Below are 19,432 nucleotides of genomic sequence, written 5' to 3' on the forward strand. Positions count from 1 at the left end.
TCACACCCCCAGCCGGTCGCGCAGGGTGTACCAGGCGGCACCGGCGGCGGTGAAGGGGATCCGGAACAGGCGGCCACCCGGGAAGGGGTAGTGCGGCAGTTTGGCGAACGCATCGAAGCGCTCCGCCTGGCCGCTCAACACCTCGGAGAGCAACTTGCCCGCCAGATGGGTGCAGGTAACACCGTGGCCGCTATAACCCTGCATGTAGTAGATGTTGGGGCCGATGCGACCAAACTGCGGCAGGCGCGACAGGGTGAGCAGGAAGTTGCCGGTCCAGGTGTACTCCACCTTGACGTCCGCCAGTTGCGGGAAGGTTTTCAGCATCTTGGGGATGATCAGCCGCTCGATGTCCGCCGGATCTCGCGCCCCATAAACCACGCCACCGCCATAGATCAGCCGGTGATCACCGGAGGTACGGTAGTAGTCGAGCAGATAGTTGCAATCTTCCAGGCAGTAGTTTTGCGGCAGCAGCGAGCGGGCCCGCTCCTCTCCCAGCACCTCGGTGGCGATCACCTGAGTGCCGCAGGGCATGCTCTTGCCGGCGAGCTCGGGCACCAGATTGCCGAGATAGGCGTTGCCGGCCACCACCACGAAGCGCGCCTTTACCGCCCCCTTGGCGGTCTTGACCAGCGCAGGCGTGCCCGGGGTGATGCTGATGACGGCGGACTGCTCAAAGATCTTGCCCCCCTGCAAGCGGATGGCCTCCGCCTCCCCCAGCGCCAGGTTGAGAGGGTGGATGTGGCCGCCGCTCTTGTCGAGCAGGGCGCCGACGTAGCGATCGCTCGCCACCACCTCGCGCACGCCGTCGGCATCGAGCAGCTCCAGCTTGTCGTTGCCCCACTTCTCCCAGCGCGCCTGCTGCGCCTTGAGCTCGTGCAGCTGCTTCTCGGTCTCAGCGGCGAACACCCCGCCCTCCTGCAGATCACACTGGATGTTGTAGCGCTTGATCCGCTCGCGGATGATCTGGCCCCCTTCAAACAGCATGGAACCGAGCAGCCTGGCCTGATCCGGCGGGCAGTTCGCTTCTATGGTGTCGATGTCACGGCTGTAGGAGTTGACGATCTGGCCGCCGTTGCGACCGCTGGCGCCAAAACCTACCCGGGCCGCCTCCAGCACCACCACCGAATAACCCTTTTCCACCAGGTGCAGCGCGCTGGAGAGGCCGGTATAACCCGCCCCGATGACGCAGACGTCACACTCCAGCTGTTCGGTCAACGTCGGATAGGGCGCGTGTTTGTTGGCACTGGCTGCGTAGTAACTGTTTACATGTTCGGTCATGATCCCTGTTTCCTTACCGGTTCTTTTCCCAAACGAGACGATGTCTCGGCACTAGAAGTTGGCCGGGGTGTGGGCGCTGACGATGCGGCACACCTGCCCCGACGGATTGCTGAAACTGTGGGGCTCGCCCGTGTCGATCACGTAGCTGTCCCCGGCGCTGAGCGGATAGGCCTGGCCCGCCACCGTCAGGACCACAGATCCCTCCAGCACGGTACCCACCTCCTCCCCCAGATGCGTGACCTGGCCGCCGGTGTCGGTACCGGGGGCGTAAGTCTCCAGCATGAAGCCGAGCTGGCGGCGGTTGTTGCCGTTGTGCACCAGCTTCATGGAGACCCCCTGGCTGCCCAGCTCGATCAGCTGCTCGGCCTTGATCACCACGCTCGGCGTACCGCCCTCCTCTTCCGCGAAGAAGCGCGACAGCGGCAGTTCATAGACGCTGAGCAGTTTTTGCAAAGAGGCCACCGAGGGGCTCACCTTGTCCTGCTCTATCATGCAGATGGCGCCATGGGTCAGCCCGCTCAGCTCGGCGACCCGCCGCTGGGAGAGCCCGAGCCGCCGGCGGGTGGCCGCCAGACGCTCGCCCATGCTCTGCGCGCCCCCCTTGTCCGTCATGGGGTTGTCGGTCATGGACTGCCAGCGCGTCTCGCCCTGTGGTTGCTGCATTCGGCCACCTCCCTGTGTGCCTGTCAGATGCCAGCTGGGCACCCGGTTAAAATAGCGAGTCAATCCAACCGGCCTGTTTGTTATCCTGCACAGTGCATGCCGTTCATTATTTTGCACACCCTGCACCGCAAAAACCGGTAAAATCGCTCCAACAGCTCCATTTCTAGCACGCGAGACACAGTTTACTCAAATATATTTAACACTTGAAAAACATTTCAGCTCAATTTATGGTCTTCCTGTGCTTATTATTCTATACGGTGGCGGCACAGGATGAGCCGGCCCCCTGACCCACAATCGAGGCTTGCTATCTATGTCAGCATCACAACCCGCACTCTCCCTGATAAAATCCCTTGCCTATATAGATGGCCGCTGGTGTGAAGCCGGCGGCGGACGCCGGTTCGAGGTGCACAACCCGGCCACCGGTCAGGTCATTACCCAGGTGCCCGACATGGACGAGGGCGATACCCGCCGCGCCATCGCCGCCGCCCACGCGGCCCAGCCCGGCTGGGCCGCGCTCACCGCCAAGGAGCGCAGCAACCGACTCTACGCCTGGTTCGAGCTCATCATGGCCAACCAGGAAGAGCTGGCCCGCATCATGACCTGCGAGCAGGGCAAGCCGCTGGCCGAGGCCAAGGGGGAAGTGGCCTATGGCGCCAGCTTCATCCAGTGGTTCGCGGAAGAGGGCAAACGCGCCTACGGCCGCACCATTCCGGGCTTCTCCAGCGACCGCCGGCTGGCCACCATCAAGCAGCCGGTCGGGGTGGTCGCCGCCATCACCCCCTGGAACTTCCCCATCGCCATGATCACCCGCAAGGCGGGTCCGGCGCTGGCCGCCGGTTGCACCATCGTCATCAAGCCGGCTGCCGAGACCCCACTGTGCGCGCTGGCGCTGGCGGCACTGGCGGAGCAGGCAGGCATCCCGGCCGGGGTCATCAACATCGTCACCAGCCATCAGGCTGCGGCAGTGGGCAACGAGCTGTGCAACAACAAGACGGTGCGCAAGCTCTCCTTCACCGGCTCCACCCGCATCGGCAAGCTGTTGATGCGCCAATGCGCCGACACCATGAAGAAGCTGTCGCTGGAGCTTGGTGGCAACGCCCCCTTCATCGTGTTTGACGACGCTGATCTCGACGCCGCCATCGCCGGCGCGCTCGCCTCCAAATACCGCAACGCCGGCCAGACCTGCGTCTGCGCCAACCGCATCCTGGTGCAGGCCGGCATCTACGACGCCTTCGCCGAGAAGCTCACCGCCGCAGTCAAGGCCTTCAAGGTGGGCGACGGCATGAGCGAGGGCACCCAGATAGGCCCGCTCATCAACCCGGCCGCCGCCAGCAAGGTGGCCGAGCTGGTCAAACAGGCCACCGCCGCCGGCGCCGAGCTGTTGCTGGGGGGCGAAGCCCACCCCGCCGGCCCGCTCTTCTACCAGCCCACCATTCTGGGCAAGGTCGATAAAGCCAACCCCATCCTGCAGGAGGAGATCTTCGGCCCGGTGGCGCCGCTGGTGCGTTTCGAGACCGAAGCCGAGGCCATCGCCCTGGCCAACGACACCCCTTATGGCCTCGCCGCCTACTTCTATGGCCGCGACATCGCCCGCGTCTGGCGGGTAGCCGAGCAGCTCGAATACGGCATGGTCGGCATCAACGAGGGGATCATCTCCACCGAATTGGCCCCCTTTGGCGGCATCAAGGAGTCGGGCCTGGGTCGTGAAGGGGCAGCCGAGGGGCTGGAGGAGTACCTCGAGACCAAATACCTCTGCTTCGGCGGCATCCGCTAGGCAGTCACATCTTGCGCCGGCGGCCGGGCCTGCAACAGGGGCCCGTCCCCCGTCGGCGCAGCCATATCAATTCACAAGGACGAAGTGAGTGCTCCCAAGGGGGCCTCGCCACATTGAGACAGGGGCCCCCGGCCCCTCAGGGAGGAAAGATGAGTCAGTCAGCATCAAACAAGGCGTGGCAAGCGCGCCGCGAAGCGGCCGTGGTCAACGGCGTCGGTACCCTGCTGCCGGTGTTTATCGAGCGGGCGCAAAACGCCGAGCTGTGGGATGTGGAGGGCAACCGCTACATCGATTTTGCTTCCGGCATCGCCGTGCTCAACACCGGCCACAACCACCCGAAAGTGGTGGCGGCGGTGCGCGCGCAGCTGGAAAAATTCAGCCACACCTGCTTCCAGGTCACCCCCTACCCCGGCTATATCGAGCTGGCGGAGAAATTGAATGCCCTGGTGCCCGGCCCCACCCCGAAGCGCACCCTGTTTCTCTCTACCGGCGCCGAGGCGGTGGAGAACGCCATCAAGATCGCCCGCGCCCACACCGGCCGCAGCGGCACCATCGCCTTCAAGGGGGGCTTTCACGGCCGCACCATGATGGGGATGGCGCTCACCGGCAAGGTGGTGCCCTACAAGACCGGCTTCGGCCCCTTCCCGGGAGAGGTCTATCACCTGCCCTTCCCGAGCGACTATCTGGGGGTGAGCGAGGCCGATGCGCTGGCTGCGCTGGATCTCTGCTTCAGCTCGGATATCGAGCCGACCCGGGTGGCCGCCATCATCATCGAGCCGGTGCAGGGTGAAGGGGGCTTCTACCCCGCCTCCGCCAGCTTCATGCAGCGCCTGCGCAGCATCTGCGATCAGCACGGCATCCTGCTCATCTGTGACGAGATCCAGAGCGGTTTCTGTCGCACCGGCAAGACCTTCGCCACCGAATATGCCGGCATCGAGCCGGACATAATGACCCTGGCCAAGAGCCTGGCCGGCGGCTTCCCGCTCTCCGCCGTGGTGGGCAAGGCGGAGGTGATGAACGCCGCCAAGCCGGGTGGTCTGGGCGGCACCTATGCCGGCTCTCCCATCGCCTGCGCCGCCGCCCTGGCGGTGCTGGAGGTGATCGAAGAGGAGCAACTCAACCAACGTGCCCAGGCTCAGGGCGAGCAGATCAAGGCCCGCCTGCAACAGCTGGCGGAGCGCTTTGACTGCATCGGCGACATCCGTGGCCCCGGCGCCATGGTGGCCATGGAGCTGGTCAAGCAGCGCGATGCGGCCAGACCGGATGCCGACCTCACCAAGCGGCTGGTGGCCGAGGCGGGCAAGCGTGGGCTGGTGCTGCTGGCCTGCGGTGTGCGCGCCAACGTCATCCGCTTCCTGGCGCCGCTGACGGCCTCGCCGGCCCTCATCGACGAGGGGCTGGATCTGCTCGAACAGGCCCTGCTGGCAGCCCAGGGCTGATCAGAACCGTAACATCCGCTCATCAGTGCAAAAAAATGCGTTTTTGCCCCCTTGATATGCTTGTCAAGGGGGCAACACGAATGCACAATGCGCCGCCGCAACAAAGGACCGACCACTTGCTGAGTCAGGTTCTTTTTTTGCGGCAAACAAATCCACAACGAGGCCGGAACCGACCGGAAATGATAGCGAGATGGGTTGCCATCTCACGACACCCGCTTCTCTAGTGAGGAACACCATGGGGTATTTCACTGCTTTCCTGCCGGCCCACGCCGGTCTGCGCCGCGTCTCTGGCGCCCCCTATGCCCAGGTTGATACCGTCAGCCTGATCCCTTCGGCCCGGATTGAGGGGAAAGCACAATGAATGCCCAACCCGTCGGCCTGAAAAAAAGCCTCAAACTGTGGCACGTGGTCATCATGGGGCTGGCTTACCTGACCCCCATGGCCGTGTTCGACACCTTCGGCATCGTCACCGAGATCACCGAAGGCCATGTGCCCACCGCCTACCTGTTCGCCCTCATCGGTATGCTGTTCACCGCCATGAGCTACGGCCACCTGGTACGCAAGTTTCCCTCGGCAGGCTCCGCCTATACCTATGCCCAGAAGGTGTTTCACCCTTACGTGGGATTCATGGTGGGCTGGGTCTCCCTGCTCGACTACATGTTCATGCCAATGATCAACATGCTGTTGGCCAAGATCTACATGGAGGCCCTGTTCCCGAGCGTGGAACCCTGGACCTACATTCTCGGTCTGGCCACCGTCATGACCCTGCTCAACCTGCGCGGCATCAAGCTGGTGGCCAACTTCAACAGCCTGATCGTCATCATGCAGTTCAGCATCATCGCCGTCTTCATCGGCCTCATCGCCTGGGGTGTCTACCATGGCGAGGGGCTCGGCACGGTGGCGAGCAGCCGTCCCTTCTTCTCCGAGCACATGAATGTGGCCCCCCTGCTGACCGGCGCCTCCATTCTCTGCCTGTCGTTCCTCGGTTTTGACGCCATTACCACATTGAGCGAAGAGACCCCGGACGCCTCCCGGGTGATCCCCCGCGCCATCGTGCTGACGGCGCTGATCGGCGGTGTGCTGTTCATCTCCGTCTCCTACTTCCTGCAGCTGTTCTTCCCGGACATCTCCCGCTTCCAGCAGCCGGATGCGGTGCTGCCGGAGATCGCCCTCTATGTGGGCGGCAAGCTGTTCCAGGCGGTGGTGCTGGTCTGCACCACGGTGGCGGTGCTGGCCTCGGGGCTCGCCTCCCACGCCGGCGTGTCGCGCCTGCTCTACGTGATGGGACGGGATCGCGCCCTGCCGAGCCGCTTCTTCGCCTACGTTCACCCGACCTGGCAGACCCCGGCCCTGAACGTGCTGCTGGTGGGGGTACTGGCCCTCTCGGCGGTGTCGTTCGACCTGGAGATGGCGCTGGCGCTGATCAACTTCGGCGCCCTGGTGGCCTTCACCTTTGTCAACCTGGCGGTGATCGCCCACTTCTACCTCAAGCTCGGTCACAACAAGACGCTGCGGGACCATCTGGTGTTCCTGCTGCTGCCCCTGTGCGGAGCCGCCTGCATCGGCGTGCTCTGGCTCAACCTGGAGCCGGCCTCCTTCGAACTGGGGCTGATTTGGGCCGCACTCGGCGCCCTCTATCTGCTGCTGCGCCTCACCGTGTTCCGGGTCCAGCTTCGCCGGCCCGAAACCGACGCCTCTTAAGCCTTCTTTGTGTTCATAGCGCCCGCCCTCTGCGGGCGCTTTTTTTTTACCCCTGTCAGCCCTGCGCAACAGCCTTTTTCGCGCGTGACCTGCGTCGCTGCAGCCCCCGTCAACACTGGCTGCCAGCCCGGTGCCGCAGCCCGACCTGACCCAGGCCAACAAAATCCCCCGACCGGGGCTTTTTTGCTTGTGTCCTCCCCCCCCTGAGGGCACAATACGCCGCCCCTGAGAGCCGATGTTTTTTGCAGCATCGGTTCTTCGTTTTTTAGGGGAAAACCACATTCACCAAGAGGCCGGACTTTGTACCGGAATTGATATCGAGATTGCCAGGCAATCTCCCGACGTTGTGAGGAAAAACATGGGGCATTTCACTGCTTTCCTGCCGGTGCCCGCCGGCGTACGCCACCCGTCTGTGCCGCAGACCGGCGTCCCCTGTGTCCAGCGACGCGCTGCGTCCCTGATCCCGTCCCCCTTCGCCGACCTGGCGATCGCAGAGGAGAAAGCGTGATGGCCGGTGCCAAGCTGCTCAAGACGCTCACCCTCTTCCAGGTAGTGGTGATGGGTCTGGCTTACCTCACACCCATGGCGGTATTCGATACCTTTGCCATCGTCGGTGACATTACCGAAGGCCGCGTCGCCACCGCCTATCTGCTGGCGCTCGGCGGCATCCTGCTGACCGCCTTCAGCTACGGCCATCTGGTGCGCCGCTTCCCCTCGGCGGGCTCGGCTTATACCTATGCCCAGAAGGTGTTCAACCCCTACATCGGTTTCATGGTCGGCTGGTCCTCCCTGCTCGACTACATGTTCATGCCGATGATCAACATCCTGCTGGCCAAGATCTACCTGACCGCCATGTTCCCCGGCGTCGAACCCTGGATCTTCATCTTCGGTCTGGTGACCGTGATGACCCTCCTCAACCTGCGCGGCATCAATCTGGTGGCCAACTTCAACGGCGTCATCGTCTTCATCCAGCTCGCCATCATCACCGTCTTCCTCGGTCTGATGGGCTGGGGCATCTATCACGGTGAAGGGGCGGCGACCCTGCTGAGCAGCCGGCCGTTCCACTTCGAGTCGGCCGGCATGGTGCCGCTGTTTACCGGCGCGACCATCCTCTGCTTCTCGTTCCTGGGCTTTGACGGCTTGAGCTCGCTCTCCGAAGAGACCCCCAACGCCGGCAAGGTGATCCCGCGCGCCATCGTGCTCACCGCGCTGATCGGCGGCATCATCTTCGTGGCCGTCTCCTACTTCCTGCAGCTCTACTTCCCGGATCTGGCCCGCTTCAAGGAGCCGGACGCCGTGCTGCCGGAGATCGCCCTCTACGTCGGCGGCACCCTGTTCCAGAGCGTGGTACTGGTGTGCACCACGGTCGCGGTGCTGGCCTCCGGCATGGCTGCCCACGCTGGCGTGTCGCGCATCCTCTACGTGATGGGGCGCGATCGGATGATCCCGGAGCGGGTGTTCGGCTACATCCACCCGAAATTCCGCACCCCGGCCATCAACGTGCTGATGGTGGGCGCCCTGGCGCTCTCCGCAGTGTCGTTCGATCTGGACATGGCGCTGGCGCTGGTGAACTTCGGTGCCCTGGTGGCCTTCACCTTCGTCAACCTGTCGGTCATCGGCCAGTTCTGGGTGCGCGAGAAGCGCAACAAGAGCCTCAAGGAGCACCTGCTGTTCCTGGTGCTGCCGCTGCTGGGCGCCGCCACCATAGGCGCGCTCTGGATCAACCTGGAGCAAAGCTCGCTGGAGCTGGGCCTTATCTGGGCCGGCCTCGGGGTCACTTATCTGTTCCTGCGCCTCGCGGTGTTCCGCATCCCCTTCCGTCAGTACGAAGAGGCGGCCGATACCCAGTAAGGGCGGCAAGAATAAGCACAAATGCAGAAGGGGAGCCATGGCTCCCCTTCTTGCTGCGCACGCCGCGCTCGCGGCCCCGCCCAAAGCAGGCAGGCTGATCAGCCCTGATTGATCACCGCAGTGGCGGCCGCCTTGAGCGGATCCTTGGCCACCGCCTTCACATCCTGCTGGGTCCGCTTGAGCTGCTGACCGGCCTGATTGACCTTCTGCTGGGTCCCCTGCAGCTGGCTCTTGCCCTCTTTGAGGCCAGCGGTTTTCTGGTCCAGCACGTCCGTGGTGTTCTTCTTCACCTCGGCCTTGGCCTTCTCTTTCTGCTGGCGCACCAGCTTGTCGGTATCGCAGTTGCCCTTGACCCCCAGGGTCGCGTTGAGCGCCTCGTTCTTCACCGCCTTGTCGAGGTTGCACTCGGATTTGAACACGCTCGCCTGCGCACCGGCAGACAGCAGACCCAGGGACAGACACAGCACCCATGCACGCATAACAACATCACTCTCGTTGAGGGAAGGAAAGGGGGCAGCATAGCGCCCTGACTCCCGGCTGCAAGCCGCGCGGGGGATCTGCGGCCAAACCGGCCGGGATCCCGGCCTGCTCCGACATCTCCTGTCCAATGGGCCCCGCCTTTCATGTCATCAAAGCATCACAAAAGTGTCACTTTGTCATATTTCTGTCATGGAGCCTTGGTCTAATGCGCCCGTCCATTTTCACGCAGACTGTCCCAAGAGGCTTCATGCACAGCACCCCATCTTTCGCACAACAGCAGACCCGTCGTACCGGCCCACTGTTCAACTGGCTCGCTGTCATCACTCTGATCTACCTGATCCTGGTTGCTGTCGGCGCCGTCTCCCACGGCTTCAAGGGCTTCTCCGGCGGTGCCGATGGCGCGGCCCAGATCTTCGCCTTCGCCAATAACCCCTTCGTCGCCCTGCTGCTCGGCATCCTGGCCACCGCCCTGGTGCAATCCTCCAGCACGGTCACCTCGGTCATCGTCGGCCTGGTGGCCGGCGGCCTGCCCATCGGCATGGCCATCCCCATGGTGATGGGCGCCAACCTTGGCACCACCATCACCAACACCATCGTCTCCCTCGGCCATATCCGGGATCGGGGCGAGTTTCGCCGCGCCTTTGCCGCCGCCACCGTGCACGACTTCTTCAACCTGCTGGCGGTGTTCATCTTCCTGCCGCTGGAGCTGATGTTCGGCCTGCTGCAAAAGAGCGCCGAGGCGCTGGCCGACCTGCTGGCGGGCTCCGCCGACATGTCGATGCAGGGGATGGACTTCATGAAACCGCTGCTCTCCCCGGCCCTCACCTTCATCGACGGCCTGGTGGCCTTCCTGCCGGGCAAAGGGCCCGCCATCGCCACCATCTGCATCGGCATCCTGCTGATCCTCGGCTGCGTCACCTGGCTCGGCAAGGTGCTGCAGCGGGTGCTGGTGGGCCGTGCCAGGGATCTGCTGCACCGTGCGCTGGGCCGCGGTCCGCTGACCGGCATCGCCTCCGGCACCCTGGTCACCGTGATGGTGCAGTCCTCTTCCACCACCACCAGCCTGATGATCCCGCTGGCCGGCGGCGGCGTGTTCAGCACCCGTCAGCTCTACCCCTTCACCCTGGGCGCCAACATCGGCACCACCATCACTGCCCTGCTGGCCGCCACCGCCATCAGCGGCGCCGGAGCCAAGCTGGCGCTGACCATCGCCCTGGTGCACGTGCTGTTCAACCTGTTCGCCGTGGTGCTCATCTACGGGGTGCCCTTCCTGCGCGAGCTGCCGGTCAAGGCGGCCGAGGGGCTTGCCCGGGTCGGCAGCGAGAACAAGCTGCTGGCGCTCGGTTACGTGGCGGGCCTCTTCTTCGCCCTGCCCGCCCTGATGATGGTGGCCGCCAAGTAACGACGGGGGCCGGGGGATGCGCTGCGTCCCTCGGCCCCGGCTCTAGCTTTGCCCGTCCAGTCACATCTTGCCGCCCGCCGGCTCGCCCTCGCCCCCCGGCTGGGATAAGATGCCGCTCTCACTGCCCTCTCGGCATTTCACGACATAGGGATACCCGATGAAATTCGTTTTGATCGCGCTGCTGGTTGCCGGCGTCGCCTACTACTTCTACTCGAGCAGCAACAACAAGAAGCAAGCCGTGGAAAACGTGCGCAAGGGCGCCGAGTTCCTCGCCGCCAACAAGGAAAAACCCCTGGTGACCACCACCGCCTCCGGCCTGCAGTATGAGGTGCTGACCCCGGGCACCGGCACCGTTCACCCCACCGCCAGCAGCAAGGTGAAGGTGCACTATGAAGGCAAGCTGCTGGACGGCACCGTCTTCGACAGCTCGGTCGCCCGCGGCGAGCCCATCGAGTTTGGCCTCAATCAGGTGATCGCCGGCTGGACAGAAGGGGTACAGCTGATGGTGGAAGGGGAGAAGACCCGCTTCTACATCCCTGCCAACCTGGCCTACGGCGATCGCGCCGCCGGCAAGATCCCGCCGGGATCCGTGCTGATCTTCGATGTGGAACTGCTGGGTATTCAGTAAACCGGTCAGATCCCACCCAGCGCCCGTGCTGATCTTCGACGTGGAACTGCTGGGTATTCAATAAACCGGTCAGATCCCACCCAGCACCCGTGCTGACCTGCGAGGTGGCGCTGTTAGGGATAAAATCCGCATCAAGATGAACTGATGGCTGTGGGGCAAGACGCTTTCAGCCTTTCTCAAGGCCGGCCACTACGCCGGCCTTGTTATTGGTGATCCCCTCCTTCCCACCTATCACTATCAACCAATAGTGAACAGTGCTTATTCATAAAGCTGGATTGTTAACTTCATTATCGGGGCAGATAATGACCATATCGTCAGTGGCATGTCGCCCTGACCCACAGTTTTCGGTGCGCCGCGCACCGGCACAACGCATATGGAGTCTGTCATGTCTATCGCCCCCGTCTGGTTCATCTCCCATGGCGCCCCGGATCTGGTTCTGCGCGACCAGCCGGCGACCCATTTCCTCAAAAATCTGCGCCTTGGCGATCTCAAGGGGCTGGTGGTCATCTCGGCCCACTGGTTTACCCGCAGCGAGCTGCAGATCAACGTCGAGCCCAATCCGGCCTTGATGTACGACTTCTACGGCTTCCCCGAGCCGCTCTACCACATCCGCTGGCCGGCCAGCAGCCCGCTCTGGCTGCAGGAGGCGGTGAGCGATCAGTTGCTGCTGGCGGGGCTGCCCGCCGAGCCGGTGCGCCGCGAACTGGATCACGGGGTCTGGTCACCGCTCTCGCTGATGGATCCCGCCAGCAGCGTCCCGCTGGTGCAGCTCTCCATCCCGGCCAGCTTCACCCCGCGCCAGCTGTGGCAACTGGGGGAAGCGCTGCAACAGCTGCGCGCCCAGGGGATCGGCATCCTGGCCTCCGGCGCCATCACCCACAACCTGCGGGCGCTGGGGCCGGAAAACTCGCCGGTGCCGGGCTGGGCCCGCAGCTTCGTCAACTGGCTGGAGCTGACCATGAGCGAGGGTGACCGGACCGCGCTGGAAGATTACCGGGCACGGGCGCCGGGGGCGGTGGAATCCCATCCCCACGACGATCACCTGCGCCCGCTGTTCGTGGCGCTCGGCGCCGCCGGCCAAGACAAGCCGGTCAAGCTGCACGACAGCTGGGATGGCGGCAGCCTCTACATGGGCTCCTACCGCTTCGGTTGAGCCCTGGCAGTGCCAGACAACGCAAGATGGCGGGTCGCTTCCCGCCATTTTTTATGGCGCCGGCACTGACAAACTGCTGAATAAAGGTTCATTGTCCGCCGCTCTTCGGTAGAATCGCCGCTTTCGATCACCATCTGACCAGCGGGAGGGGCACAAGCCGGCAATGAACCTTATTCGACCCCTGCTGCTGCTCTGCCTGCTGTTTCCCCTCTGCGCCCAGGCGCTCACCCTGCACAGCCGTCACTACCTGCAGAGCAGCCCGGCCCCCACGCAGGCGGCCGAACAGCAGTGGCTGGCCCGGCACCAGCTGCTGCGCGTCGGTGTGCTGCGCCACGACTACCGCCCGTTCGCCATGATCGGGCCGGACGAGCACTTTGAGGGGATCTCCGCCGACTATCTCGACATCGTCGCCAAGACCCTGCAAAAGCCGGTCGAACTGCGGGTGTTCGACGACAAGCGCAGCGCACTGGCGGCGCTGCGGGCGGGGGAGCTTGACCTCGTCAATCTCGGCAACCTCAGCCTGAGCGGCCCCGACCAGGCGGGCATCGCCCTCAGCCAGCGCTATTTCAGCAGTGCCCCCGTCTTCTCGGCGCTCGCCGCCGAACAGGGCCCGCTGCTGCTGCCGGGCCAGCGGGTCGCCACCGTGCAGGGGTATGTGGACGAGGCCGCCTTCAAGCGCTACTACCCGGATCTGGTGCTGGTCAACTACCCCTCCAACGTGGCGGCCTTCGATGCGGTCTTCTTCGGTCGCGAGCCACTGCTGCTAAGCGATCCCCACTCCCTGCACTACCTCAACAGCGAGCGCTTCGACAAGATCCGGCAGCGTAGCCAGGCGCAGCCCGCCATCGCGGCGGACGGCTTTCGATTTGCGGTCTCCGCCGACAGCCCCCGGCTGCTGGCGCTGCTCAATCACGCCCTGGCGGGGGTGAGCGACATCACCCACAGCCTCATCTTCAGCCAGTGGAACGGCCCCATCCGCGACATCGTCGAGCGCCCCAGCGAGCTCTACAGCGCAGAGGAGCTCGCCTGGCTGGCGACGGCCGGCCCGGTCAGGGTGTGGTTGATGGACGATCTCTATCCCTACGGGGTGCGCGACTACGACAACCAGCTCACCGGCATGTCGGTGGAGATGCTGGAGAAGATCAGCCGGCGCTCCGGCCTGCGCTTCGAGTTCGTCAGTTATGGCTCGGAGCTGGCGCGCAACGAGGCCCTGCTCAGGGGCGAGCTGGATCTCATCGGCGCCATCTCCCGCCCGGTGGCCGAGAGCTACCGGCTGCGCCCCTCCCTGCCCTATGCCACCGACGACATCTATGTGCTGGTGGCCCGCAAGGGGGATGCCTTGAGCGGCGATCTGGCGCAGCTCGCCGGCAAGCGGGTGGGCAGCACCCACTACAACCCCATCGCCCGGCGGCTCGACAACAGCCGGGTCAGCTATCTGGAGAGCGCCGACGAGGCGATGGCGGCGGTCGACGACGGCCGGCTCGACGCCGCCATCGTGCCGCTCTATTTTGCCCAGCATGCGGTGGAGTGCGGCCGGCTCAGCCAGATCCGCATCGCCGGCCCCGCCGACAACCAGCCCATCCGGATGGGCTTTGCCAGCCTGCCGGGCAACCGGATGCTGATGGATGTCATCGACAAGACCATCCTCTCCATCGCCCCCAACGAGCTGGCCACCATGAGCTACCAGTGGCGCAACCGCAAACTGCCGGCCCCCACCTTCATGGAGCGCAACGCCCCCTACTTCTACCTGCTGCTGGCCGGGCTGTTCGCCGTCGCCCTGCTGCTGCTCTACCGCAACCGCATGCTCAACCGGCTGGCCCGCTCGGAGCAGGCCTCCCGCCGCCAGCTGGAGGAGCACGTGCGCTTCATCGAGGCGCTCGGCGAGAGTCTGCCCCACCCCATCGTGGTGCGCGACAAGCGCGGCAAGGTGATCCTCTGCAACAGCAAGTACCTGGCCATCCTCAACGCCCCCATCGAGCGGGTGCTCGGCACCTCGTTTGCCGAGGGGCTCAAGGGGCTGCTGGGCGCCGAGGCCATCACCACTTTGGAGCAGGATTTTCAGCAGGTGCTGCAAAGCGGCAGCCCCATCTTGTCGGATCGCATCTTCAGCCAGCGCGGCCCGCGCCAGTTCGTCTACCACTGGATGGTGCCCTACTTTGACTACCGCGGCGCCATCAGCGGGGTGATCAACGGCTGGATCGACATCACCGAGCGCAAGACCATGGAGGAGGCGCTGCGCCGCGCCAAGGAGCAGGCCGACCGCGCCAGCCGCGCCAAGAGCGACTTTCTGGCCACCATGAGCCACGAGATCCGCACCCCCATGAACGCCATCCTCGGCATGCTGGAGCTGGCAAGCCAGGATCCCGCCCTCGCCACCTACACCGGCGAGCAACTGCGCATCGCCTCCGAATCCGCCAACGGCCTGCTGGATCTCATCGGCGACGTGCTGGACATCTCCAGCATCGAGTCGGGCCAGCTGACCCTGGCCCCCGAGCCGTGCGAGCTGGCGCCGCTGCTGCAATCGGTGGCCCGCGCCTTTGCGGGCATGGCCGAACAGAAGGGGCTCAACTACCGGGTCGAGCTGGATCCCCTGCCACGGGTGCTGATCGACGGGCCGCGCCTGCGCCAGATCGTCTTCAACCTGCTCGGCAACGCCATCAAGTTCACCGAGCGGGGGGAAGTGAGCCTGCAGGCCAGCCTAGTGGGGAGCGCGGAGCAACCCCAGTTGCACCTGCTTATTCGCGACAGCGGGGTGGGCATCGCCCCCGACAAGCTGCCCGGGCTGTTCAACCCTTTCTACCGCGCCCACGACCCCTACCAGTTCGCCGGCACGGGTCTGGGTCTCAACATCGCCCGCATGCTGTGCCAGCTGATGGGGGGCAAGATAGCGGTCAGCAGCGAGCTTGGCGCCGGCACCGAACTCAGGATCCGGCTGCCGCTCACCCCGCTGGCGCCAGCACTAGAGTGCGAACCCTTGCCTGCGCCGCTCGATGCCGAATCGGCCATGGTGCCCTCACCCAAGCGCCCCTCACCCCCGGCCGCCGCCGGCCGGCTGCGGGTGCTGGTGGTGGACGACAACCACGCCAACCAGGTGCTGCTGCGCCAGCAGCTCAAACACCTGGGCCACGAGGTGAGCGTGCGCGGCAACGGCGCCGAGGCGCTGCGGGCCATCCAGAATCAGGACTTCTCTCTCATCATCACCGACTGCCAGATGCCGCTGATGGATGGCTTCGAGCTGACCCGCCGCCTGCGCGCCCGCGGCCACACCCTGCCCATCTGGGGCTTTACCGCCCACGCCACCGCGCGCGAGCGGGAGCGCTGCCTGGCCGCCGGCATGGACGAGTGCCTCTACAAGCCCATCGGCCTGGCCCGGCTGCGCACGGCTCTGGCCAGCCTTGAGCAGAGCGGCGCCGGCGCCCTGAGCCCGGTCTGATTATCTGGGCCGGATGGCGCGGGGCAGTGCTCCAACCCTATCCGCTCCAGCCGTATCCACCCCACTCCTGCCAGCCCGATCCCCGTCACACCCTCGCATGCTCGCGCCGGCCCTCAGCGCCTTCGGGCTGGAGTTAGCCTGCGGCAGGGTGTGTAATAGCCGTTTGTGTTTGGCGACGACCCGGAACCCCATGCAACTCAAACCCCTTCTCAAGGGGCGCTTTCAGCCCCACTGGCAAGCCGGCCACGATCTCATCGAACAGGTGGTCAGCTCCTGCATCACGGAGCGGCGTCTCATCCCCGAGGGGGAGCCCCTGATGCGCCAGGGCGAACCGCTGCGGGATCTGGTGCTGGTCAAGAGCGGCCGCATCGCCATGGGCCACACCGCCATGAATGGCCGCCGCTTTCAGCTCGGCACCCTGGAGTGCGACCACCAGCTGTTTGGCGAGATGGAGTTCTTCACCGGCTACCGCTGCCAGCTCGACATCATCGCCGAGGAGTCGCTGGAAGTGGCCCGCATCGACGGCGAGCAGCTGGAGCAGGCGCTGGTCGCCCACCCCAAGGTGGCGCTCTTCTTTGCCACCGCCATTGCCATCGACTATCAGGACACGGTGGATATTTTCACCTGCCGGATGCTCTACCCCATCAGCTACAACATCGCCCTCGACCTCTATCACAGCCACTGCCACGACAACCCGGTGAACGGATTTCGCAAGGGGTATCAGGAGGCGGAACGCTTCGGCACCACGGACAGGGTCTACCGGCGGGCGGTGAAAGAGCTGATGGATAAGGGACTGGTGGAGCGTGGCGAGGAGGGGTTGCAGATCCGCGATCTGGCGGGGCTCAGGGCCTTTCTGGAGCAGCCATAAGTCGCAGGCATCAGTTGTCGGTTAAAGACAAAAAAGAGGGGCGGTTTATACCGCCCCTCTTGCTGTTTACTCCCCCGCTCAGGCCAGACAAGGCTGCGGCCGGGCCATGCGCAGAGACGCGACCAGCATGGCGAGGATCACGCCATAAATAAGCGGGATAGCGTACATCACCGCCTGCAAGCCGATCACCTGCTCGAACAGGGCGCTGATGGCCGGACTGAACATGGCCCCCGCGCTGCCGCTGATAAGGATGTAGGAGACGTTCTTGCTCGATGCCTGCCGCACAAACGACACCCCGTAGGCGATAAAGGCGTTGTAGAGGGCCGCGCAGACAAAGCCGTAACCATAGGTGAGGTAGGGCAGCTGGCTCAGGTTGTCGGTGGTGACGATAAGCGCCGTCATCCCCATCGCCAGCGTGATGATCACCAGGAGGAAGGTGCGGATCGCAACGCGGGTCACGATGGCGGTGGAGACCAGCGCGCCAAGCAGGGCCGCCGTCCAGTACTGGGTGATGATGTTGCCCGCCTCCTCGAAGGGGATGCCGAACTTGTTCTTCACGAACATGGGCGCCCAGGTGAGGAAGGTGTAGAGCGCCAGCATGCCGAGAAATAGCCCCAGCCCGCCGCTGATGATGCCAAGGTTCCACTCCGAGTGCTCGTTGCCAGCGCTCTCGCCGCCCGCCTCGCAACTGCGGAAGTTGGTCAGCACCGCCACCAGCATGGTCGCCAGCGCCACCACGCCCACCGCCAGATAGCTCCAGCTCCACGCCATGGCGTGAGTCAGGGTGTAGGTAGTGATAAGCGGGAATACCACCCCGGCCACGTTGAAGGTGGCATCCTGCACCACCAGCATGGTGCTCTGCATCCGCGCCTGCCAGACGCTCACCACCAGAGTCCCCGCAATGCAGAGCCCCACCCCGCCACACAGGCCGATCACCGTCATGGCCGCCATCACTACATAGAGCGAGCCGGTCAGATGGAGCGAGGCCGCCGCCAGCGCGATCAGGCCGTAGCAGATCAGCGTCATCCGCTTGAGGCCCACCTTCTCGATAAGGAAGAAGGCGGCAATGGTGCCCGCCAGCGCCCCGCCGTTGAGCAGGGAGAAGATGGAGGCCACCTGATTGACGTCGGCGCCAAACTTGGCGGCGATGGGGTCGATCAGCATGCCGAACTGGGTCGCAAAACCGGCCATCACGAAGTTGGCCAGGAAGCTGATGGCAGTGAGGGAGAGCTTATTGTTCATATTGGATCTCTCTTGGGGTCAGGGTGCGTGCAGGGTTGGGCGGGCCGCGGCGCTTACAGCGCGGTGTGCAGCGCCAGCTCGATCATCTGGTTGAAGGAGAGTTGCCGCTCCTCGGCGGTGGTCTCTTCACCGGTCAGGCAGTGGTCGGAGACAGTCAGGATGGCGAGCGCCTCGATCCCCTGCTGATGGGCCAGCCCGTAGAGACCGGCCACCTCCATGTCGATGCCGAGCACGCCGAACTTCTCCAGCGCCGGAATGAGGTTTTCGTCCGGATCGTAATAGAGATCGCCGGTGAAGATATTGCCCACCTTGACCGGAATGGCCTTCTCCTGCGCCTTGGTGAACGCCTTGTGCAGCAGGGCGAAGTCGGCCGAGGTGGCCATCTGGTAACCGGCGCTGCGCTTGGCGTTGGTCGGGGAGTCGGTGCCCGCCGCCTGCGCCAGAATGACGTCACGCATCTGCACGTGGCGCTGGGTCGCCCCCAGACTGCCGATGCGGATGATCCGCTTGACCCCGAAGTCGTTCACCAGCTCGTGGGCGTAGAGCACCATGGAGGGGATCCCCATGCCGTGGCCCATCACCGAGATACGCTGGCCGTTGTAGTAGCCGGTGTAGCCCAGCATATTGCGCACATTGGTCACCTCGCGCGCATCGGTCAGAAAGGTCTCGGCGATATAGCGGGCCCGCAGCGGGTCCCCCGGCATGATGACGGTCTCGGCGAAATCGCCCGGGTTGGCATTGATATGAGCGGTCATTGTTGTGCTCCAGTTTGACTCGTGTGGATGAGGGCATCCTAGCCCCCGCCCCCTCGCCCCTTGCAGGACAAAAGTCCTGTTGCCCCGATCGAGATCCCAGTTCCGGCAACTTCTCCAAGGCCACCCCCGCTAGCCCCCCTTGGCCGCCACTTATCTGCCCCCGCACAACCCAACCCGGCCCCTGCGGCAAGCGCTGCGTCACCCACCCAGCGATAACGCCCCTGCGTCCCAAAAAGCGCGGGGGGCCTGATGGCCCCCCGCAAACACACCGGATGAGAAAATGCCTTACTTGGCGGCGCTATCCTTCACGCACTTCTGGACAAAGCTGTTCTTGGCCGCGCCAGCCAGCTTCTTGTCGGCCGCCGCCTTCTCGCACTTGGCCGCCGGATCCACTGCCGCGCCCGTCTTCACGCACTTCTGGATAAAGCTGTTCTTGGCCGCTCCGGCCAGTTTCTTGTCGGCGGCCGCCTTCTCGCACTCGCCGGTTGCGGCGCCAGCGGCATCTTTCACACACTTGCCGACAAAGCTGGTCTTGGCGGCGCCATTAAGCTTTTTGGCTGCAGCCTGCGCCTCGCACTGCAACTGGGCGGTGTCGTTGGCAAAGACCGGATTGGCCAGCAGCACGCTGCCGCAGAGCAGACCGAACAGGATAGCAATACGCTTCATATGACGTTCCTTATTGTGATGTGTTGGCATGGTGACCCGTTTGCATGATGATCTGATTGCAAGTAACTGTTATGACAACAGCTGATTGTTGCCGCAGAT

The 19,432-nt window shown here is 64.4% G+C and carries 17 protein-coding genes; 11 read left to right on the top strand and 6 right to left on the bottom strand.

The window, feature by feature from the left end; genetic code table 11:
- On the bottom strand, positions 1-1,278 hold the full coding sequence (locus tag E5E97_RS20370) for an FAD-binding oxidoreductase (RefSeq protein ID WP_135319287.1): 1,278 nt from the start codon (positions 1,276-1,278) through the stop codon (positions 1-3).
- Positions 1,279-1,329: 51 nt separating this feature from the next.
- Complete coding sequence (puuR, locus tag E5E97_RS20375) at positions 1,330-1,941, bottom strand: HTH-type transcriptional regulator PuuR (protein ID WP_171280930.1); 612 nt, start codon at positions 1,939-1,941, stop codon at positions 1,330-1,332.
- A gap of 310 nt (positions 1,942-2,251) precedes the next feature.
- On the opposite strand from puuR, the gene E5E97_RS20380 reads away from it, so the two are divergent.
- From E5E97_RS20380 to E5E97_RS20400, 6 genes are all read left to right on the top strand, one after another.
- Positions 2,252-3,715 (top strand): NAD-dependent succinate-semialdehyde dehydrogenase, encoded by a 1,464-nt coding sequence (locus E5E97_RS20380; protein ID WP_017410731.1) that lies wholly within the window; start codon positions 2,252-2,254, stop codon positions 3,713-3,715.
- A gap of 149 nt (positions 3,716-3,864) precedes the next feature.
- Positions 3,865-5,154: a 4-aminobutyrate--2-oxoglutarate transaminase gene (gene gabT / locus E5E97_RS20385; RefSeq protein WP_171280931.1), complete on the top strand. Its 1,290-nt coding sequence runs from the start codon at positions 3,865-3,867 to the stop codon at positions 5,152-5,154.
- Positions 5,155-5,389: 235 nt separating this feature from the next.
- Positions 5,390-5,515: a hypothetical protein gene (locus E5E97_RS23725; protein ID WP_254902341.1), complete on the top strand. Its 126-nt coding sequence runs from the start codon at positions 5,390-5,392 to the stop codon at positions 5,513-5,515.
- A complete protein-coding gene (locus E5E97_RS20390) occupies positions 5,512-6,855 on the top strand; it encodes an APC family permease (protein ID WP_171280932.1) in 1,344 nt (447 codons plus the stop codon). The genes E5E97_RS23725 and E5E97_RS20390 overlap by 4 nt, the downstream gene beginning before the upstream one ends.
- Positions 6,856-7,213: 358 nt before the next feature.
- Entirely contained in the window at positions 7,214-7,363 is a 150-nt protein-coding gene (locus tag E5E97_RS20395) for a hypothetical protein (RefSeq protein WP_162837661.1), read from the top strand.
- Entirely contained in the window at positions 7,363-8,706 is a 1,344-nt protein-coding gene (locus tag E5E97_RS20400) for an APC family permease (protein WP_044800444.1), read from the top strand. The genes E5E97_RS20395 and E5E97_RS20400 overlap by 1 nt, the downstream gene beginning before the upstream one ends.
- Positions 8,707-8,804: 98 nt before the next feature.
- On the opposite strand, the gene E5E97_RS20405 is transcribed toward E5E97_RS20400, so the two are convergent.
- Entirely contained in the window at positions 8,805-9,185 is a 381-nt protein-coding gene (locus tag E5E97_RS20405; RefSeq protein ID WP_171280933.1) for a hypothetical protein, read from the bottom strand.
- 248 nt (positions 9,186-9,433) lie between these two features.
- Between E5E97_RS20405 and E5E97_RS20410 the strand changes: the two genes are divergently transcribed.
- The 5 genes from E5E97_RS20410 to E5E97_RS20430 all read left to right on the top strand — a co-directional run bounded on the left by E5E97_RS20410 (position 9,434) and on the right by E5E97_RS20430 (position 16,670).
- Positions 9,434-10,588, top strand: a complete 1,155-nt coding sequence (locus E5E97_RS20410; protein WP_171280934.1) for a Na/Pi cotransporter family protein — start codon at positions 9,434-9,436, stop codon at positions 10,586-10,588.
- Between the two features lie 157 nt (positions 10,589-10,745).
- Complete coding sequence (locus E5E97_RS20415; protein ID WP_044800446.1) at positions 10,746-11,216, top strand: FKBP-type peptidyl-prolyl cis-trans isomerase; 471 nt, start codon at positions 10,746-10,748, stop codon at positions 11,214-11,216.
- Positions 11,217-11,601: 385 nt separating this feature from the next.
- On the top strand, positions 11,602-12,369 hold the full coding sequence (locus E5E97_RS20420; protein WP_011706806.1) for a class III extradiol ring-cleavage dioxygenase: 768 nt from the start codon (positions 11,602-11,604) through the stop codon (positions 12,367-12,369).
- Positions 12,370-12,532: 163 nt separating this feature from the next.
- Entirely contained in the window at positions 12,533-15,802 is a 3,270-nt protein-coding gene (locus E5E97_RS20425) for a transporter substrate-binding domain-containing protein (protein ID WP_171280935.1), read from the top strand.
- Between the two features lie 190 nt (positions 15,803-15,992).
- Positions 15,993-16,670: a Crp/Fnr family transcriptional regulator gene (locus E5E97_RS20430; RefSeq protein ID WP_171280936.1), complete on the top strand. Its 678-nt coding sequence runs from the start codon at positions 15,993-15,995 to the stop codon at positions 16,668-16,670.
- 78 nt (positions 16,671-16,748) lie between these two features.
- Here the strand turns inward: E5E97_RS20430 and tsgA are convergent, their stop codons facing one another.
- The 3 genes from tsgA to E5E97_RS20445 form a co-directional block, all read right to left on the bottom strand.
- The gene (tsgA, locus tag E5E97_RS20435) at positions 16,749-17,912 is read right to left on the bottom strand and encodes an MFS transporter TsgA (RefSeq protein ID WP_124243595.1); all 1,164 of its coding nucleotides are present in this window, start codon (positions 17,910-17,912) and stop codon (positions 16,749-16,751) included.
- Positions 17,913-17,965: 53 nt separating this feature from the next.
- Complete coding sequence (deoD, locus tag E5E97_RS20440; RefSeq protein WP_005303072.1) at positions 17,966-18,667, bottom strand: purine-nucleoside phosphorylase; 702 nt, start codon at positions 18,665-18,667, stop codon at positions 17,966-17,968.
- A gap of 285 nt (positions 18,668-18,952) precedes the next feature.
- Positions 18,953-19,333, bottom strand: a complete 381-nt coding sequence (locus tag E5E97_RS20445; protein ID WP_171280937.1) for a hypothetical protein — start codon at positions 19,331-19,333, stop codon at positions 18,953-18,955.
- Positions 19,334-19,432 lie beyond the last annotated feature (99 nt).

This window comes from Aeromonas sp. 2692-1 (genome assembly GCF_013085505.1).
GTDB classification, from domain to species: domain Bacteria; phylum Pseudomonadota; class Gammaproteobacteria; order Enterobacterales; family Aeromonadaceae; genus Aeromonas; species Aeromonas hydrophila.

Excerpts from the sequence above, each read along its gene's own strand:
- E5E97_RS20370 (WP_135319287.1), bottom strand. The coding sequence starts at position 1,278 with ATGACCGAACATGTAAACAGTTACTACGCAGCCAGTGCCAACAAACAC.
- puuR (WP_171280930.1), bottom strand. The coding sequence starts at position 1,941 with ATGCAGCAACCACAGGGCGAGACGCGCTGGCAGTCCATGACCGACAAC.
- E5E97_RS20380 (WP_017410731.1), top strand. The coding sequence starts at position 2,252 with ATGTCAGCATCACAACCCGCACTCTCCCTGATAAAATCCCTTGCCTAT.
- gabT (WP_171280931.1), top strand. The coding sequence starts at position 3,865 with ATGAGTCAGTCAGCATCAAACAAGGCGTGGCAAGCGCGCCGCGAAGCG.
- E5E97_RS23725 (WP_254902341.1), top strand. The coding sequence starts at position 5,390 with ATGGGGTATTTCACTGCTTTCCTGCCGGCCCACGCCGGTCTGCGCCGC.
- E5E97_RS20390 (WP_171280932.1), top strand. The coding sequence starts at position 5,512 with ATGAATGCCCAACCCGTCGGCCTGAAAAAAAGCCTCAAACTGTGGCAC.
- E5E97_RS20395 (WP_162837661.1), top strand. The coding sequence starts at position 7,214 with ATGGGGCATTTCACTGCTTTCCTGCCGGTGCCCGCCGGCGTACGCCAC.
- E5E97_RS20400 (WP_044800444.1), top strand. The coding sequence starts at position 7,363 with ATGGCCGGTGCCAAGCTGCTCAAGACGCTCACCCTCTTCCAGGTAGTG.
- E5E97_RS20405 (WP_171280933.1), bottom strand. The coding sequence starts at position 9,185 with ATGCGTGCATGGGTGCTGTGTCTGTCCCTGGGTCTGCTGTCTGCCGGT.
- E5E97_RS20410 (WP_171280934.1), top strand. The coding sequence starts at position 9,434 with ATGCACAGCACCCCATCTTTCGCACAACAGCAGACCCGTCGTACCGGC.
- E5E97_RS20415 (WP_044800446.1), top strand. The coding sequence starts at position 10,746 with ATGAAATTCGTTTTGATCGCGCTGCTGGTTGCCGGCGTCGCCTACTAC.
- E5E97_RS20420 (WP_011706806.1), top strand. The coding sequence starts at position 11,602 with ATGTCTATCGCCCCCGTCTGGTTCATCTCCCATGGCGCCCCGGATCTG.
- E5E97_RS20425 (WP_171280935.1), top strand. The coding sequence starts at position 12,533 with ATGAACCTTATTCGACCCCTGCTGCTGCTCTGCCTGCTGTTTCCCCTC.
- E5E97_RS20430 (WP_171280936.1), top strand. The coding sequence starts at position 15,993 with ATGCAACTCAAACCCCTTCTCAAGGGGCGCTTTCAGCCCCACTGGCAA.
- tsgA (WP_124243595.1), bottom strand. The coding sequence starts at position 17,912 with ATGAACAATAAGCTCTCCCTCACTGCCATCAGCTTCCTGGCCAACTTC.
- deoD (WP_005303072.1), bottom strand. The coding sequence starts at position 18,667 with ATGACCGCTCATATCAATGCCAACCCGGGCGATTTCGCCGAGACCGTC.
- E5E97_RS20445 (WP_171280937.1), bottom strand. The coding sequence starts at position 19,333 with ATGAAGCGTATTGCTATCCTGTTCGGTCTGCTCTGCGGCAGCGTGCTG.